Source organism: Streptomyces sp. NPDC039423, assembly GCF_055598725.1.
The window spans coordinates 278,043-294,545 of the sequence record NZ_JBVKAH010000001.1; the positions used below are offsets into that span (position 1 = coordinate 278,043).

Genomic DNA, 16,503 nt, shown 5'->3' on the forward strand with positions numbered 1-16,503 from the left:
GCGGGCGGGACAGCTCGTACGGGCACGTCTCCGAGCCCTTGCCCGGGTGCGGCATTCCGGTCCTCCCGTGTACCGCGGCTGGTGTACGGCGACGGTCGTGCGTACACCTCAGGAAGGCCCCCGACTTCCGCCGTGCGGCAGGGGAGGCGGCCTGGCGCGGCGCTTAGGGTCGAGACATGCAGATCCGATTCCCCCGGCGTGCCGCGGCCGCCGCGGCCGCCGCCGTCGTGCTGCTCGCGGGCGCCGGCACGTGGACGGCGGTCGCCTCGGACGACGGGCCCGTCCCGCGCCGCGAGGACCGAGTGCTCCCGATGCCGGGAGCGAGGATCGACACGTCGTTCTTCACCTCCGGTCCCACGGACGCGCGCCGCCCGGCCGTGCTCCTCGCGCACGGCTTCGGCGGCAGCAAGGACGACGTGCGCGCCCAGGCCGAGGAGCTGGCCCGTGACGGCTACGCGGTACTGACCTGGTCCGCGCGCGGCTTCGGCGCGTCGACCGGGCGCATCGGCCTCAACGACCCCGCGTACGAGGTCAAGGACGTGTCACGGCTCATCGACTGGCTCGCACAGCGCCCCGAGGTGCGGCTCGACGGTGACGGCGACCCCCGGGTGGGCGTCTCCGGCTCGTCGTACGGCGGGGCGGTGTCGCTGCTGGCGGCCGGGCACGACGAGCGGGTGGACGCGATCGCGCCGCAGATCACGTACTGGAACCTGGCCGACGCGCTCTTCCCGGACGGCGTCCTCAAGAAACTGTGGGCCGGGATCTTCTTCACCACCGGTACGGCGGCCGCGTCGGACCGGCCCCCGGGCCCCGCCCCCGACGACCCGGGCCAGGACACCGCGCCCCAGCAGCGCGCCCCGGTGCGGGGCGGCGGCGGGCAGGCGCAGGACTCCAAGGGCTCCTCGGCCCAGGGCTCCTCCGCCGGCGGCTCCCGGGCCGCGGGCTCGCCCGCCCCCGCCCCCGCCCCCGCCCCCGCTCCACCGCGGGCCTCCGCCGCGTGCGGGGAGTTCCAGGACGTGCTGTGCGCCATGTACCAGCGGGTGGCCGTCGCCGGGAAGCCGGACGCCGAGGCCCGCGCGCTGCTCGCCGCGCGCAGCCCGTCCGCCGTCGGCGACCGCATCGCGGTGCCCACGCTCCTGGTCCAGGGGCAGGCCGACTCGCTCTTCCCCCTGGCCCACGCCGACGCCGCCGCCCGGGCCGTCCGCGCGAACGGCGCGCCCGTCGCCGTCGACTGGATCGCCGGCGGGCACGACGGCGGCGACCGGGAGACCGAGCGCGTCCAGGCACGCATCGGCGCCTGGTTCGACCGGTACCTCAAGGACGACACCGGCGCCGACACCGGTCCCGCCTTCCGCGTCAGCCGCACCGGCGGGGTCGACTCGACCGACGGGCAGGCCCGTCTGCGCGGCGCCACCGCCGACACCTACCCCGGTCTGCGGGCCGGCGCCCGCACCGTCTCCCTCGCCGGCGGCCCGCGGGCCTTCCGCAACCCGGCCGGGGCCACCCCGCCCGCCATCTCCGCCGTCCCCGGTACCGGCGGCGGCCTGGCCCGGCTGTCGTCGCTCGGGGTGGGCCTCTCGCTCGACTTCCCCGGCCAGCACGCCCGGTTCGACTCCGCCCCGCTCACCGGGTCCCTGCGCGTCACCGGCTCGCCCACCGTCCGCGTGCACGTCACCTCCGACACCGGCGAGGCCGTCCTGTTCGGGAAGGTGTACGACGTCGGCCCCGACGGCCGGCAGGTGCTGCCCGCCCAGCTCGTGGCGCCCGTCCGCGTCGAGGGCGCCGCGAACGGCAGGACCGTCGACCTGACGCTGCCGGCCGTCGACCACGAGGTGGAGGCCGGGCACCGGCTGCGGCTCGTCCTCGCCGCCACCGACCTCGGCCACGCCTCCCCGGTGACCCCCGCCGCGTACACCGTCACCGTGACCGGCGGGCTGTCCGTACCGACCGCGCCCGCCGTGCGCACCGAGGCCGCCGGCCTGCCCTGGTGGGTGTGGGGCCTGCCGGCCGCCGGCGCCCTGACCGCCGGGGCCCTGCTGCTCACCGCCCGCCGCCGCACCACCGCGCCACCGCCCGACCCCGGCCTCGCGGACGTCCCGCTCACCATCACCGGGCTCACCAAGCGGTACGCCGGGTCGGCCGACCGGTACGCGGTGCGCGAGCTGTCCTTCCGGGTCGAGAGGGGCCAGGTCCTCGGCCTCCTCGGGCCGAACGGCGCCGGCAAGACCACCACCCTGCGCATGCTCATGGGCCTGATCACCCCCGACGAGGGGGAGATCCGGGTGTTCGGGCACGCGATCCGGCCCGGCGCGCCCGTCCTGTCCCGGGTGGGCGCCTTCGTCGAGGGCGCGGGCTTCCTGCCCCACCTGTCGGGCCGCGAGAACCTGGAGCTGTACTGGCGGGCCACCGGCCGTCCCGCGGGGGACGCCCACATCGACGAGGCGCTGGAGATCGCCGGCCTGGGTGACGCCCTGGCCCGTGCCGTGCGGACGTACTCGCAGGGCATGCGCCAGCGGCTCGCCATCGCCCAGGCCATGCTCGGCCTCCCGGACCTGCTCATCCTGGACGAGCCGACCAACGGGCTGGACCCGCCGCAGATCCGCGAGATGCGGGACGTGATGATCCGGTACGCGGCCGGGGGCCGGACCGTCATCGTCTCCAGTCACCTCCTGTCGGAGGTCGAGCAGTCCTGCACCCACCTGGTCGTCATGGACCGGGGCCGGCTCGTCCAGGCGGGCCCGGTCGCCGAGATCACCGGCGCGGGCGACACCCTGCTCGTCACCACGGACGGGGACGTGCCGGACGGGCCGGTGGACAAGCTCGGCGCCCTGCCCGGCGTCGGCTCGGTGGTGCGCGCGGACGGAGGCCTGCTGGTCCGGCTGGACGGCATGACCGCCACCGCCCTGATCACCGAACTGGTCAGGCTGGAGATCCCGTCGACCGGCGTGGGACCCCACCGCCGCCTGGAGGACGCGTTCCTCACCCTGATCGGAGGAGGATCCGCATGAGCGCCCCGCTGACCGAGGCCGTCCGGTCCGCGCCCGGCTACCGGGCCGGGCACACCCTGCCGCTGCGCGTCGAGGCCGTCCGCCAGCTCACCCGGCGCCGCACCCTGGTCATGGGCGCGGTCCTGGCCGCCCTGCCCTTCGTGCTGATCGCCGCCTTCGCGATCGGCGGCGGCCCCGACGGGCGCGGCAACGACCGGATCACCCTGATGGACACGGCGACCGCGTCCGGCGCGAACTTCGCGGCGACCTGCCTGTTCGTGTCGGCGGGCTTCCTGCTGGTGGTGCCCGTGGCGCTGTTCTGCGGGGACACGGTGGCGTCCGAGGCCAGTTGGTCCTCCCTCCGCTACCTGCTCGCCGCGCCCGTGCCCCGCGCCCGGCTGCTGTGGTCGAAGCTGGCCGTGGCGCTCGGGTTCAGCGCGGCCGCGATGCTGCTGCTGCCGCTGGTGGCCCTCGCCGCCGGGACGGTGGCCTACGGCTGGGGGCCGCTGGCGCTGCCCACGGGCGGCTCCCTCGCCACGGCCGACACCCTGCCCCGGCTGGCGCTGGTGGTCGCGTACGTCTTCGTGTCCCAACTGGTCACGGCGGGCCTCGCGTTCTGGCTGTCCACCAGGACCGACGCCCCGCTCGGCGCGGTCGGCGGCGCGGTGGGTCTGACGATCATCGGCAATGTGCTGGACGCGGTCACGGCGCTCGGCTCCTGGCGCGACTTCCTGCCCGCGCACTGGCAGTTCGCCTGGGCCGACGCGCTCCAGCCCCAGCTCGAGTGGGGCGGCATGCTCAAGGGCGCGGCGGTGTCGGTGAGCTACGCCCTGGTGCTGTTCGCGCTGGCCTTCCGGGGCTTCGCCCGCAAGGACATCGTCTCCTAGGAGGCGAGACGCCCCCTGGGGAGCGTCCGCGAGGGGTGGGCCGCCGTCCGGGGCGGGGTCACAGCCAGCCGCGACGAGCCGCTTCCGCTCCCGCCCGGAAGCGGCTTGTCGTGCCCAGGGCGGTGAGCAGCTCGCCCACGCGCCGGCTGTACGTGCGCCCCGATATGCCCAGCCGCGCGGCGGCCGTCTCGTCGGTGAGCCCCGCCAGCAGGGCCTCCAGCACCGGCCGCAGGTGCGGGGGGAGCGCCCCGGGTGGCGCGGGCCGGGAGGGAACCTCCTCACCCGTTTCCCACCAGGCGTGATGGGCCCGCACCAGAGCCTGGACCACCACCGGGTCGCGGATCAGCAGCAGCCCGTTGTAGAGCAGTTCGAGGTCGAGGGGGATGGCGGCGATCGTGCGGTCCACCAGGATCATCTTGAACGGGATGGACCGGGTGAGCCGGGCCCGGCCCGGCAGCCGTGCCATCCCCGGGGCGTCCGCGGCGGTGATCCGGGACAGGGAGTGCCGGGGCAGGATCTGACGGACCGTCCCCACCCGCTCGGTGGCCGTGCGCACCCACGCGCCGGCGAGCTCCAGGAACGGTTCGGGGATCGACAGGCCGGTGCAGGCGGACGGATCGTCGAAGGTCAGCACCTCGTGGCGGGCGGACTCGGTGAGCGCGGCGAGTGTCGCGCAGATCTGTCTGGTGCCGCGCACCGGCTGCCCGGCCGGCCGCGGTGTCCGCGGCGGCGCGGCCCGCGCCGGTGTCGTCTCTCGTAATGCCGCCCGGCCGAGCACGGAGCCCGGAACGTCCGCCACGGCTGACCACCCCCGCCATCCCTTGGAACGTACGCAACTCCATGTACGCATGTGACTGCGTACCGTGACAAGGGCGTGTTCCGGGGTTGGCGAGTCCAAGCCAAGCCCTGCGCCGGGCCTCACCAACAGCTTCGTGTTGCCGCATTGAGACACGTCCGTAACCGGTTCGTCCGGTCCTCCGGCCGCCGGCCGACGTCCCATTCACAGTGCCGAGAGTCCGAGAGGACGCGAGACCGGGGGAGTTCGGATGGATACGTACCGAGGTGCGGCGTACCGACGGGACGCGAGCGGGGTGAACGGGGCGCACCGGGCCGGCGGGACGAGGGCCGGCAGGGCCCGCGGGGCCGGGCCGAGGCGCCGGGCCGCGCTGGCCGCGGCGCTGGCCGCGGGCCTGCTGCTCGCCGGCTGCTCCGGCGGCGGCGTCACCGACCGCGCCGCCACGGGCGACAGTGGCAAGCGCGCGCCCGGTGTCCCCGCGCCCGGCGCCCCGGCGCCCGCGCCCGGCGCGCAGGACGGCCGGCGGCACGACGGCGCGGCGGACGGGCGGGAGGAGGACCAGGCGCGCGAGACCCCGCCCGCCGACCATCTGTCCACCTTCGCCCTGGACGTCGACACCGCCGGTTACGGCTACGCCCGCCGTACCCTCGCCGAGGGCCGGCTGCCCGCGCCGGACACCGTACGGCCCGAGGAGTTCGTCAACAGCTTCCGCCAGGACTACCCGAAGCCGGAGGGCAACGGCTTCTCCGTGACCGTCGACGGCGCCCGCACGGGCGCGGGGGACTGGTCCCTCGTACGCGTCGGACTGGCCACCCGCCCGGCCGACCGGCGCGGCGCACGCCCGCCCGCCGCGCTCACCTTCGTCGTCGACGTCTCCGGCTCCATGGCCGAACCGGGCCGCCTCGACCTGGTCAAGGAGTCCCTCGGCCTCCTCACCGACCAGCTCCGCGACGACGACTCCATCGCCGTGGTCACCTTCAGCGACGAGGCCGAGACCCGGCTGCCCATGACCCGGGTCGGGGGCAACCGCGACCGCGTCCACGACGTCGTCGACGGACTGGAGACCACGTCGTCCACCAATGTGGAGGCGGGCGTCACCACCGGCTACGACACCGCCGTCGAAGGCCACCGCAAGGGCGCCACCAACCGGGTCGTCCTGCTGTCCGACGCGCTCGCCAACACCGGTGAGACCGGGGCCGAGGCGATCCTGGAGCGGATCGGGGACGAACGCCGCGCGTACGGCATCACGCTCTTCGGGGTCGGCGTCGGCAGCGAGTACGGCGACGCGCTCATGGAGCGGCTCGCCGACCGGGGCGACGGCCACACCACCTACGTCTCCACCCCCGAGCAGGCCCGCAAGGTCTTCGTCGACCAGCTCCCCGCCCACCTCGAACTGCGCGCCCGGGACGCCAAGGCACAGGTCGCGTTCGACCCGGCGGCGGTGGAGTCCTTCCGGCTCATCGGCTACGAGAACCGCGAGGTCGCCGACGAGGACTTCCGGGACGACCGGGTGGACGGCGGCGAGGTCGGTCCCGGCCACCAGGTGACCGCCCTCTACGCGGTCAGGACCCGGCCCGGCGCCCTGGACCGCGACGGCCGCCTGGCCACCGCCACCGTCCGGTGGCTCGACCCCGCCACCCGGGCCCCGCACGAGGGGTCCGGCACGCTGCGGGCGGGCGCCCTGGGCGGCCGGCTGTGGGACGAGAACACCCGGCCGGGCCTCCGGGTCGCCGCCGTGGCGGCGTACTTCGCCGACTCGCTGCGCGGCGGGGAACTGCCGGGCGCGCCCTCGCCCACCGAACTCGCCGCCCGGGCGGACGGTCTGGCCCGGACGACCGAGTCGAAGGTGGTGGCCGAGCTGGCCGCGTCCATCCGGCAGGCCAACGGCCTGCGGGACTGATCGCGGACGGCTGACGGGGAGCCGGCCCGCTGCCATGATGTGCCCATGCCGACGTTGCTGCTCGCCCTCGCGGTCGTCTCCACCGGGCTCTACGCGGGATTCATGCTGATCTTCCTGACCGGGGTGATGCCCGCGCTGGCGAGGCTGGACGACGAGCAGTTCGTGACGGCGATGCGCCGCGTCAACGAGTGCGTGCCCCGCGCGGTGTTCCTGGCCGTCTTCGCCGGGGCCGTGGTCTTCCCGGCCCTGGCCCTCGCCGTACCGGCCGGGGACCGGACGGCCGGCGGCCGGTGGCTGATCGCCGCCGGACTGGTGTGCGCGGTGCTGGGCCACCTGGTGACCGTCGCCGGGAACGTCCCGCTCAACAACGCGCTCGCCGCCGCGCCGGGGGACGACGGACCCGGCCCCGTACGACGGGCGTTCGAATCCCGCTGGAACGCCCTCCACCGGATCCGCACCCTGCTCGTCACGGCGTCCTTCGCCCTCCTGGTCGCCGCCGCGCTCCGGTGACCGGGCGTGCGCCGTTTGCAGTACCGCGAGTGGCGGGCGGCGCCGCGCCGTGTCCGGATGGTCACGTGACCCTCGACGGGAGAGGGTCGCCCACCGACCGAGCAGAAACGGACGACCAATCGTGAGCCGCACGCACCGCTGGGCCGCCACGGCCTTCACCTGCCTCGCCCTGACCGGCATAGCCGCCGGCCCCGCCCTCGCCGCGGCACCCGCCGACGGCTCCCCCACCCCCACCGACGCCGGCTTCCTGCGCGCCTCGCACCAGGGCAACCTGACCGAGATCGCGGCGGGCAAGGACGCCCGGAAGAACGCCACCACCGACTGTGTGAAGCACGTGGGCCACGTCCTCGTGCGCGACCACACCAAGCTCGACGCGGACACCAGGGCCCTCGCCGACAAGCTCGGGGTGGACCTGCCCGTCGCGCCCTCCAAGGAACAGCAGGACACCCTCGCGGACGTCATGTCCAAGGCGGGCACCAAGGCCTATGACGCGGCGTGGCTGCACGCCCAGGCCGCCGCCCACGAGAAGACCCTGGCACGCATCGACCACCAGGTCGCCCACGGCAAGAACGCGCAGGTGACCGCCGCCGCCAAGGCCGCCCGCCCGGTCGTCGTCATGCACCTGGACATGGTGCGCGGTGGCGAGTGCCACGCCGCCGCGGCGCCCAAGGCCATCCACGCCGGCAACGGCGGCCAGGTCGCCACCTCGATGGCGGCCGAGGTCCCGGTCGCGCTCGCCGTGCCCGCGGTGGCGGTCGGCGGCGTGCTCGTGGCCGGCGGAGCCTTCTGGGCCGCGGCCCGTATGCGCCGCAACGACAATCGCTGACGCCGATGCGCGCCTCACGGCGTGACGAGCCCGGTCCGGACCGCGTACTGGTCCGGACCGGGCTCGCGGCGGTCGCCACGGCCGTCGTGACCTGCCTCTTCCCCTTCTTCCCCGACCCCGTCCGGGCCCCGGACACAGGCACCCTGCCGGGGTCGGCCGCCGCGCCGCCCCGGGCCGCGGCCGGGAGGGAACCGGCGTACTCCCCGCCCGTCTCCCTCACCATCCCGGGCCACCTCCGCCCCACCCCCGTCGACCCCGTCACCGCCGACGAGGACGGGGCCATGGCCGTCCCCGCGTCGCCGCACCGGATGGGCTGGTGGGCCCTCGGCGCCCCGCCCGGCGCCGCGCGGGGCACCGTCCTGCTGGCGGGCCACCTCGACTCGGCCGACGAGGGCGCGGGCCCCTTCGAGGCCCTGCACGACGTGCCCATGGACACCCGCGCCCAGCTCACCACCGCGGACGGCAGGCGCCACACGTACCGGATCGTCGCCCGGCGCACCCACGCCAAGGAAGCACTGCCCAAGGACCTGTTCACGCCTCGCGGCCCGGCCCGCCTCGCCCTGGTCACCTGCACCGGCGACTTCGACCCCGACGCGCACGCCTACGCCGGGAACCTGGTCCTCTACGCGGAGCCGGTCGCCTAGGGGGTGTCTCGTCAGGGAGGCTCCGCGCCAGGACGCCGACCTCCCGAAGACGAACCGGATCACGAGCCGTCACCGCCCTCCCGCGGTGAGACTCGGAAGCCGGCCCCTCCCGCCGGCGCACCGCGCTGTCAGCCGGCTGTCAGTGGCCGCCTGTGCAATGGGACCGGCTCCGTGGAGGGCCGAAGTGTCCGGTGGTGACGAGCGGGAGGCTCTCGAATGGTCTGGACGGAATGCGGCGAGGTCCGGCCGTTCGCCGCGGCGCGGCTGGTCTGCTTCCCGCACGCCGGAGGGTCGTCGTACTTCTTCCGGGAATGGCGCAAGGGGCTGCCCGAGTTCGAGGTGCACGCGGTCTGCTACCCGGGCCGGGCGGACCGGTTCGGCGAGCCCACGGCGACCGACCTGGTGTCCATGGCGGGCGAGATCGCGGAGGCGGTCGCGCCGCTGATGGACCGGCCCACCGTGCTGTTCGGGCACAGCATGGGCGCGGTGGTGGCGTACGAGACGGCCAGGGCCCTGGAGGCGGGCGGCGCCCGCCCGTCGCACCTGTTCGTGTCGGGCGCCCGCGCCAGCCACCTGCTGCGGGCGGACGCCCGGGCGGCCGGGATGGACGACGAGAGCGCCATCGCCACCCTCCAGGAGCTGGGCGGCACCGACAGCGAACTGCTGGAGCACCCGATGTTCCGCGAGCTGATCCTCCCCTACATCCGCGCCGACTTCCAGCTACTGGGCGCCTACGAACACCGGGCCGGAGCGCTGCTCCACTGCCCGGTCACGGCCGTGGCGGGGCTGAGCGACTCCCGGGTGACGGTGGACCAGGTGGCGCAGTGGGCGGACGTGACCCGGGGGGAGTTCCGGCAGCGAATGGTGCCCGGCGGGCACTTCTACCTGGCCGACTCGCCGCCCTACGACCTGGTGCGGGAGGCCTGCGCCGAACGGGACGGCACGCACCTCTGAGGGCGTCCGGCGTACGCCCCGGGGTCCGTCCGTCCTTCCATGACTTCCGTTACCAGCAGGGGGAATCGACGTGCCAGTCAGAAGCAAGAGGCAGCGGGCGGCGGTGGTGGCCCTGGTCGTCCTGCCGCTGGCGGTGACCGGCGGCGCGGTGGCGGCGGTCGTCGCGACCGGGGAGCCGGGCGCCGCCGTGGTGCGCGAGACGGCCCGCCTCGACAAGGGCGGGCACTTTTTCCTGGCCGTGGCGGCCATCCTGCTCGCCGCCTGGCTGGGCGGACGGCTGGCCGACAGGCTGGGGCAGCCCCGGGTGATCGGTGAGATCTGCGCCGGGCTGGCCATGGGGCCGACCGCGCTGGGACGGTTCGCGCCCGGGGTGAAGGACTGGCTGTTCCCGGCGGACGCGCTGCCGATGCTGGACGGACTGGCCCAGATCGGGCTGGTGTTCTTCATGTTCGGGGTGGGCCGCGAGCTGACCTCGATGCCGCTGCGGGGCGTGGGGCCGCAGGTGCTGATGGTGAGCCAGGCGTCCATGCTGGTGCCGTTCGCCGCGGGCACGGCGGCGGCGGTGCCGCTGGTGGCGCAGTTCCGGGGGCCGTCGGGCGACCCGATGGCCTTCGTCCTGTTCGTGGGGTGCGCGCTGAGCGTCACCGCCCTGCCCGTACTGGCGCGGATCCTCACCGACCTCCGGCTGACCCACACGCGCCAGGGCCAGCTCAGCCTCTTCGCCTCCGCGGTCGGGGACGGCGCGGTGTGGCTGGTCCTCACCGCGGTGCTGGCCCTCGTGCACGGCGGCGGCCCGATGGGCGTGCTGTGGAACGGCGTGTTCGCGGCCGTCCTGACCCTCGTGTTTCTCGGACCGCTGCGCCGGGCACTGGCCCGCTGGGCCGGCTCCCGGTCGGCGTCCGGCGAGGGCGCCGGGGGCGACGCGGTGCTCATGGTGCTGCTGGCCGCCGGTATCGCCGCCACCGCCACCCTCACCACCGTCATCGGCATCCACCAGCTCATCGGCGCGCTGCTGGTCGGTCTCGCCTGGCCCACGGGCAACGCGCGGGCCGCCCGGGTCGCGGACCGGCTGTCCGGCACGTCCAAGACGGTGCTGCTGCCGTTCTTCTTCTTCGGGTTCGGGCTCAACATCGACCTCGGGTCACTGCGCTTCGACCGCGCCTCCGTGCTGGCCCTGGCCACCCTGCTGTTCCTGGCCGTCGCCACCAAGGTGTGCGGGCCCGCGCTGAGCGCCGTCCTCACCGGCATGCGCCCGAAGCCCGCGCTCATGCTCGGCGTGCTGCTCAACGCCCGGGGCCTGACCGAACTGGTCATCCTCCAGATCGGCTACCAGGCCGGCATCATCGACCAGCGGCTGCTGAGCATCCTCACCATCGTGGCGCTGGTCACCACGATCGTCACCCGGCCGCTGCTCCGGCTGCTCGGCCCGGACGCCGCCGAGCCCGCGCCCGGAGCCGTACCGGCCGGGCCCGCGACGGGGGCCGGCGCACCCGGCCCCGGCCCGCGCGCGCCCGAACCCACCACCCTGTCCCGGTAGTTCCCGACCCGACCCGCTGGCGGCCCGTGTGATCGACGACGTACTTCCCGCGGCCGTCCTGGGCGCCGAGACCTTCGGCGACGAGCCGGACGGCTGGCTGTTCCCGGAGGAGAGCGCGGCCCTCGGCGAGGTGGGCGCGCCGCGCCGACGGGAGTTCACGACGGTGCGGCACTGCGCCCGGCGGGCCATCGGCGCGCTGGGCCTCGCCCCGGTGCCGCTGCCGCCGGGCACGCGCGGCGCCCCGCGCTGGCCCGACGGGGTCGTCGGCAGCATGACGCACTGCGCCGGCTACCGGGCCGCCGCCGCGGCGCGCCGGGCCGAGGTGCGCACCCTCGGCATCGACGCCGAGCCCCACGCGCCGCTGCCCGAGGGCGTCCTGGAGTACATCGCGCTGCCCGAGGAGGCGTCGCACGTCGCCCGGCTCTCCCGCCGGTCGCCCGACGTGTGCTGGGACCGGCTGCTGTTCTGCGCCAAGGAGGCCGTCTACAAGGCCTGGTTCCCCGCGACGCACCAGTGGCTCGGCTTCGACGGGGCGCTGATCGTGCCGGCCACGGACGGCTCCTTCCACGTCCGTGTCCTGGCGCAGCGGCCCCAACCGGCGGACGCGCCGGTGGAGTTCACCGGGCGGTGGGTGGTGCGGGACGGCCTCGTGCTGGCCTCGGTGGTGTGGCCGGCCACTGTTTGACAGCCCCTCTGGCATGTGAAAGCTTTGACTTACACATGAAGTCCGGTTCGCTGGAGGTGGCGGGGTGACCAGTGAGGAACTTCTCGCCGTCCTCTCCGCCGTGGGTCACGCCCAGCGGCTCCGGGCGATAGCGGGCCTCGCCGACGGCCGTATGTACGTCAGTGAACTGGCCCGGCAACTGGGCATGTCCCGCCCCCTGCTGTACATGCACCTGGAGCGCCTGGAGAAGGCCGGCCTGGTCGTCGGCCACCTGGAACTGTCCGACGACGGCAAGGCTCTGAAGTACTTCGAGCTGGTGCCGTTCGAGCTGCACCTCACCGTGCAGACGGTCCTGGACGCCCTCGGCGCGGACGAACAGCGGGCACGCGCGGCGGACGGGTCCGCCGATGAGGAAGGCTAGAACGTTATGAGGGGGACCCGGACATGACCGGCGCCGTTGTCACCATCGCCATCGTCCTGATCGTCGTCGGAGGCATCACGGCGGCGGTGGTCTCGCACTTCAGACTCCAGCGCCACCGCGCCGACGCGGTCGCCATGGCCGCGTACCGGCGGCTCGCCGAGGAGGCGGTCGCCCGGCAGGACGCGTTACAGGCCGAACTGGCCGAAGTCAAAGCCCGGTTGAGCTCGATCGACGACATGCTGCGGAGCATCGAGTGAGCCGGCTGCACCCCGGGCGGCTGCGCCCGCCGTCCTCCCTGGCCCGCACCCCGCTGTCGGCCGCCCCCTGGCTCGCCGCCGGCTACCTCGCCAGTTACGTCGTCACCGGCACCGCCCTGTTCGCCGTCGCGACGGCCGCCGTCCTGAGCGGCGTCGTCCTGAGCCAGCTCACGGTGACCGTGCCCCTGATCATCGGCACGGTGTGGGTCGTCAGGGCCTGCGCCCAGGTCGAGCGGGGCCGGGCGGCACTCGTCGACCGGCCGATCCCGTACCGCTACCACGAGGTCACCGAACCCGGACTGCCCGCCCACCTCAGGATCCGGTGCACCGACCCGGCGTTCGCCCGCGACTGCGCCTACCTCGTCCTCCTCTTCCCGCCCCTGCTGGTGCTGGACCTGTCCGCCCTGGCCGTCTGGCTGGTGGCCCTCGGCGGCCTCGCGCTGCCGCTCTGGTACCCCGCGGTGGACGCCCCCCGCGGCCCCTTCGGCGCGGACGGCCCGCTCGGCTGGGCCCACACCCTGCCCGGGGCACTGGCCGTCGCGCTCGCCGCCCTCGTCCTGCTGCCCTTCGCCGCCCGGCTCCTGGTGGGGGCCGCCCGGCTCCACCTCACCGTGGCCCGGGTGGTGCTCCGGCCGCCCGCCGACCCGCTGGCGCACGTCAAGAGCGTGCTCGACCGCCCGGGCCCGCTCTCCGTCGTGGCCGGCGGCCGGCCCACCCGCACTCCCACCGAACCGACCGACAAGAGGGAAGCCCATGAACCGCACACCGGACGGGCCGGCTGACGCCGTCGTCCACCTGGACTCCGTGTACAAGCTCTACGGCGGCGGCAAGAACAAGGTGGCCGCACTCGACGGAGTGAGCATCAGCCTGCGGCGCGGCAGCTTCACCGCGGTGATGGGCCCCTCCGGCTCCGGCAAGAGCACCTTCCTCCACTGCGCCGCCGGGCTCGACCGGCCCACGAGCGGCTCCGTCCGGCTGGACGGGGTGGAACTGTCCGGGCTCAAGGAGCGGGAGCTGACCAAACTCCGCCGCGAACGCGTCGGGTTCGTCTTCCAGGCGTTCAACCTGATGCCCGCGCTGAACGTACGGGAGAACGTCACCCTGCCCCTGCGGCTCGCCGGCCGCCGCCCCAAGTCCAGCGAGGTCGACGAGGTCATCGAGCGCGTCGGCCTCGCCTCCCGGCAGAAGCACCGGCCCGGTGAGCTCTCCGGCGGCCAGCAGCAGCGGGTGGCCATCGCCCGCGCGCTCGTCACCCGCCCCGCCGTGGTCTTCGGCGACGAACCGACCGGCGCCCTGGACACCCGTACCGCCCGGGAGGTCCTCGGCCTGCTGCGCGAAGCCGTCCAGTGGGCCGGGCAGACCATCGTCATGGTCACCCACGACCCGGTGGCCGCCGCCCACGCCGACCGCACCCTCTTCCTCGCCGACGGCCGGATCGTCGACGCGCTGGAGCGCCCGACCGCCGACATGGTCGCCGAGCGCATGACCACCCTCGGCGCCTGGGCCGACGAGCGCGCGGCACACGACGGACAGTACGGAGCGGCCCGGTGATCGGCCTCGCGCTGCGTTCCCTGAAGTTCCACAAGGGCGGCTTCGTCGCCTCGTTCGTCGCGCTGTTCTTCGGCGCCGCCATCGTGATCGCCTGTGGCGGCCTGCTGGAGACCGGATTACGCGGCCTCGCCGAGCCGCAGCGGCTCCGGGGCGCGCCCATCGTCCTCACCGGCGACCAGCGCTACCCCGAGTCCAACAAGGTCTTCCGCGAGCGGGTCCGGCTCGACGCCGCCGCCGTCGCCGAGGCCGCGGCCGTACCCGGCGTCGAGGCGGCCGTACCGGACGTCTCCCTCGCCGCCGTCGTCGTCCCCGCCGGCGGAAAGGGCGGCGTCCCCGCCACCGGCCACGGCTGGGAAGCCGCCCGGCTCGGACCGTACCGGCTGGTCGAGGGCGCCGCCCCGCGCGCCGCGGGCGAAGTCGCCCTGGACGCCCGGCTCGCCGCGCGGGCCGGGGCGAAGGCGGGCGACCGGGTCACCCTCGGTCTGCGCGGTACCACCGCCCCCTACCGGGTCACCGGTCTGCTGAGCGGACCGGGCGCCGCCGACACGCTCTTCCTCTCCACCCCCGACGCGGCCCGGCACGCCCCGCAGCCCGGCAGGATCGACTCCATCGGCATCCTCACCCGCCCCGGCGCCGACACCGCCCGGGTACGGGACGCGCTCGCCGACGCCTTCGCGGACGCCCCGGTCACCGTGCTCACCGGCGACGAGCGGGGCCGCGCCGAATTCCCCGAGGTCGTCACCAAGGGCAAGAACCTGGTGTCCATGGCGGCCGTGTTCGGCGGCCTGGCCGCCATGGTCACCGTGTTCGTGGTGGCCAGCACCCTCGGCCTGTCGCTCCAGCAGCGGCAGCGGCAGATGGCGCTGCTGCGCGCCATCGGCTCGACACCCGGACAGGTCCGGCGCATGGTGCTGGCCGAGACGTTCACCGTCGCCGTCGTCGCCACCGCGCTGGCCTGCGTCCCCGGACCGCGCCTGGGGGAGTGGCTGCTGGGCCGGTTCGCCGCCGCCGGGGTGGTGCCCGACGTGATGATCCACCGGACCGGCTGGATCCCGCAGGCCGCGGGCGCCGGCGCCGCGCTGCTCACCGCGCTCGGCGCCGCCTGGATCGCCGCCCGTGCCGCCGCCCGCACCCGCCCGACCGAGGCGCTGGCCGAGGCGTCCCTCCAGCGCCGCCGCCTCAACTGGATCCGGCTCCTGTTCGCCGTGCTGTGCCTGGCCGGCGGCACCACCCTCGCCTTCGTCACCATGAACGTCGACGGCGCCGTCGCGGGCAGCACCGCCACCCCCGCCGCGATGCTGTGGGCCGCCGGCTTCGGCCTCCTGGGCCCCACGCTCACCCGGGTCATGACGGCCCTGCTGCACTGGCCGCTGCGCGCCGTCTCCGGTTTCTCCGGGCAACTGGCCCTGCTCAACGCCAAGGCCGGCGCGGCCAGGCTCGCCGGAGCCGTCATGCCGGTCATGCTCGCCACCGGCATGGCCACCGCCCTGATCTACCTCCAGACCACGCAGAACCAGGGCGCCCAGCAGGCGTTCGAGGACAACCTCCGGGCCGACCTGGTGCTCACCGGCGCGGCCGGCGGCATGCCCGCCTCCCTGGTCGACGGCATCGGCCGGACTCCCGGTGTGGCGGCCGCCTCCGCCTACGTACCGAGCTCCGGCTTCCTCGACCCGTCCAAGGCCGAGATGGAGGCGTACGACGGAAAGGGCCGCAAGCCGAAGGGCGACCCCGTCCAGATCACCGGCGTCTCCGCCGCGGGCATCGCACGCACCACCGCGATCCGGGTGGTCGGCGGCAGCCTCGCCGACCTCGCCGGCGACACCGTCGCCCTGCCCGAATCCGCCGCCGACGGCCACCGCATCGGCGACCGGATCCCGATGCGCCTGGGCGACGGCACCAGGGTCGAACCCCGCCTGGTGGCGACGGTCGGCGACCGGCGCGGGTACGGCTCGGCGCTGATGCCCGCCGCCGTGGTCGCCGCGCACACCACCGGGGGCGTGGTGCCGCAGATCCTCGTCACGGCCGCCCCCGGCACCGACCCCGCCCGGCTGGCCGCCGCGCTCACCGGCCCGGACGCACCGGCCCCCGGGCTGCGCGCGGTCGACCGGGCGGACCTGGTCACCGCCTCGGCCGAGCAGAACGACACCCAGACCTGGGTCGCGTACCTGCTCGTCGGCATGGTCGTCGGGTACGCGGTCATCGCCCTGGTCAACTCGCTGGTCATGGCCACCGGCGAGCGGCGCCGGGAGTTCACCCTGCAACGGCTCGTCGGCGCCACCCGCGGCCAGGTCATGCGGATGATGACCGTGGAGGCACTGCTGACCGCGCTGGCCGGCCTCGGTCTCGGGCTGCTGGTCGCGGTCGCGACGCTGGTACCGCTCAGCCGGGCCGTGCTGGCCCGTTCCCTGCCCGCCGGACCGCCGTCGATCCTGCTCGCCGTCGTGGCCTCCGCGCTGGTCCTGACGGTCGGCACGACCCTGCTGACCGCCCGCATGGCGCTGCGCACCCGGCCGTCCGCCGCCATCGGCAGCCGCGACTGAACCGGCCGCCTGCCGGACCACCCCCGGCC

At 75.2% G+C, this 16,503-nt stretch carries 15 protein-coding genes; 14 read left to right on the plus strand and 1 reads right to left on the minus strand.

Going from position 1 to position 16,503, the window contains the following annotated elements; all coding sequences use genetic code 11:
• Positions 1 to 176: 176 nt before the first annotated feature.
• A complete protein-coding gene (locus ACZ7LK_RS01245) occupies positions 177 to 3,008 on the plus strand; it encodes an alpha/beta fold hydrolase (RefSeq protein WP_471137826.1) in 2,832 nt (943 codons plus the stop codon).
• Complete coding sequence (locus ACZ7LK_RS01250) at positions 3,005 to 3,874, plus strand: ABC transporter permease (RefSeq protein ID WP_471137828.1); 870 nt, start codon at positions 3,005 to 3,007, stop codon at positions 3,872 to 3,874. The genes ACZ7LK_RS01245 and ACZ7LK_RS01250 overlap by 4 nt, the downstream gene beginning before the upstream one ends.
• A 58-nt stretch (positions 3,875 to 3,932) precedes the next feature.
• Here the strand turns inward: ACZ7LK_RS01250 and ACZ7LK_RS01255 are convergent, their stop codons facing one another.
• Positions 3,933 to 4,571 (minus strand): helix-turn-helix transcriptional regulator, encoded by a 639-nt coding sequence (locus tag ACZ7LK_RS01255; RefSeq protein WP_471137830.1) that lies wholly within the window; start codon positions 4,569 to 4,571, stop codon positions 3,933 to 3,935.
• Positions 4,572 to 4,920: 349 nt separating this feature from the next.
• Here ACZ7LK_RS01255 and ACZ7LK_RS01260 point away from each other — a divergent pair, with 349 nt between their 5' ends.
• From ACZ7LK_RS01260 to ACZ7LK_RS01315, 12 genes are all read left to right on the plus strand, one after another.
• Positions 4,921 to 6,570 carry a vWA domain-containing protein gene (locus ACZ7LK_RS01260; protein ID WP_471137832.1) on the plus strand — a complete coding sequence of 550 codons (1,650 nt, stop codon included), beginning with the start codon at positions 4,921 to 4,923 and terminating at the stop codon, positions 6,568 to 6,570.
• A 45-nt stretch (positions 6,571 to 6,615) separates the two neighbouring features.
• Positions 6,616 to 7,080: an anthrone oxygenase family protein gene (locus tag ACZ7LK_RS01265; protein ID WP_392274667.1), complete on the plus strand. Its 465-nt coding sequence runs from the start codon at positions 6,616 to 6,618 to the stop codon at positions 7,078 to 7,080.
• A gap of 121 nt (positions 7,081 to 7,201) precedes the next feature.
• Positions 7,202 to 7,906 carry a DUF4142 domain-containing protein gene (locus tag ACZ7LK_RS01270; RefSeq protein WP_392274668.1) on the plus strand — a complete coding sequence of 235 codons (705 nt, stop codon included), beginning with the start codon at positions 7,202 to 7,204 and terminating at the stop codon, positions 7,904 to 7,906.
• A 5-nt stretch (positions 7,907 to 7,911) separates the two neighbouring features.
• Positions 7,912 to 8,550, plus strand: coding sequence for a class F sortase (locus tag ACZ7LK_RS01275; RefSeq protein ID WP_469465019.1), 639 nt, complete (start codon positions 7,912 to 7,914; stop codon positions 8,548 to 8,550).
• Positions 8,551 to 8,766: 216 nt separating this feature from the next.
• Entirely contained in the window at positions 8,767 to 9,504 is a 738-nt protein-coding gene (locus tag ACZ7LK_RS01280; protein WP_392274670.1) for a thioesterase II family protein, read from the plus strand.
• Positions 9,505 to 9,574: 70 nt separating this feature from the next.
• Positions 9,575 to 11,041 carry a cation:proton antiporter gene (locus tag ACZ7LK_RS01285; protein WP_392274671.1) on the plus strand — a complete coding sequence of 489 codons (1,467 nt, stop codon included), beginning with the start codon at positions 9,575 to 9,577 and terminating at the stop codon, positions 11,039 to 11,041.
• A gap of 28 nt (positions 11,042 to 11,069) precedes the next feature.
• Positions 11,070 to 11,726, plus strand: a complete 657-nt coding sequence (locus tag ACZ7LK_RS01290; protein WP_471137836.1) for a 4'-phosphopantetheinyl transferase family protein — start codon at positions 11,070 to 11,072, stop codon at positions 11,724 to 11,726.
• 64 nt (positions 11,727 to 11,790) lie between these two features.
• Positions 11,791 to 12,126 carry an ArsR/SmtB family transcription factor gene (locus ACZ7LK_RS01295; protein ID WP_392274673.1) on the plus strand — a complete coding sequence of 112 codons (336 nt, stop codon included), beginning with the start codon at positions 11,791 to 11,793 and terminating at the stop codon, positions 12,124 to 12,126.
• A gap of 23 nt (positions 12,127 to 12,149) precedes the next feature.
• Positions 12,150 to 12,383 carry a hypothetical protein gene (locus ACZ7LK_RS01300; protein ID WP_392274674.1) on the plus strand — a complete coding sequence of 78 codons (234 nt, stop codon included), beginning with the start codon at positions 12,150 to 12,152 and terminating at the stop codon, positions 12,381 to 12,383.
• Positions 12,380 to 13,165, plus strand: coding sequence for a sensor domain-containing protein (locus tag ACZ7LK_RS01305; protein WP_471137839.1), 786 nt, complete (start codon positions 12,380 to 12,382; stop codon positions 13,163 to 13,165). The genes ACZ7LK_RS01300 and ACZ7LK_RS01305 overlap by 4 nt, the downstream gene beginning before the upstream one ends.
• Complete coding sequence (locus tag ACZ7LK_RS01310) at positions 13,137 to 13,934, plus strand: ABC transporter ATP-binding protein (RefSeq protein WP_392274676.1); 798 nt, start codon at positions 13,137 to 13,139, stop codon at positions 13,932 to 13,934. Before ACZ7LK_RS01305 ends, ACZ7LK_RS01310 begins: the two co-directional genes overlap by 29 nt.
• Positions 13,931 to 16,474, plus strand: a complete 2,544-nt coding sequence (locus tag ACZ7LK_RS01315) for an ABC transporter permease (RefSeq protein WP_392274677.1) — start codon at positions 13,931 to 13,933, stop codon at positions 16,472 to 16,474. The genes ACZ7LK_RS01310 and ACZ7LK_RS01315 overlap by 4 nt, the downstream gene beginning before the upstream one ends.
• Positions 16,475 to 16,503 lie beyond the last annotated feature (29 nt).

What these genes read in the sequence shown, in the direction of transcription:
- ACZ7LK_RS01280 (WP_392274670.1), top strand. Translation starts at nt 8,767, where the DNA reads ATGGTCTGGACGGAATGCGGCGAGGTCCGGCCGTTCGCCGCGGCGCGG.
- ACZ7LK_RS01260 (WP_471137832.1), top strand. Translation starts at nt 4,921, where the DNA reads ATGGATACGTACCGAGGTGCGGCGTACCGACGGGACGCGAGCGGGGTG.
- ACZ7LK_RS01300 (WP_392274674.1), top strand. Translation starts at nt 12,150, where the DNA reads ATGACCGGCGCCGTTGTCACCATCGCCATCGTCCTGATCGTCGTCGGA.
- ACZ7LK_RS01275 (WP_469465019.1), top strand. Translation starts at nt 7,912, where the DNA reads ATGCGCGCCTCACGGCGTGACGAGCCCGGTCCGGACCGCGTACTGGTC.
- ACZ7LK_RS01310 (WP_392274676.1), top strand. Translation starts at nt 13,137, where the DNA reads ATGAACCGCACACCGGACGGGCCGGCTGACGCCGTCGTCCACCTGGAC.
- ACZ7LK_RS01245 (WP_471137826.1), top strand. Translation starts at nt 177, where the DNA reads ATGCAGATCCGATTCCCCCGGCGTGCCGCGGCCGCCGCGGCCGCCGCC.
- ACZ7LK_RS01265 (WP_392274667.1), top strand. Translation starts at nt 6,616, where the DNA reads ATGCCGACGTTGCTGCTCGCCCTCGCGGTCGTCTCCACCGGGCTCTAC.
- ACZ7LK_RS01250 (WP_471137828.1), top strand. Translation starts at nt 3,005, where the DNA reads ATGAGCGCCCCGCTGACCGAGGCCGTCCGGTCCGCGCCCGGCTACCGG.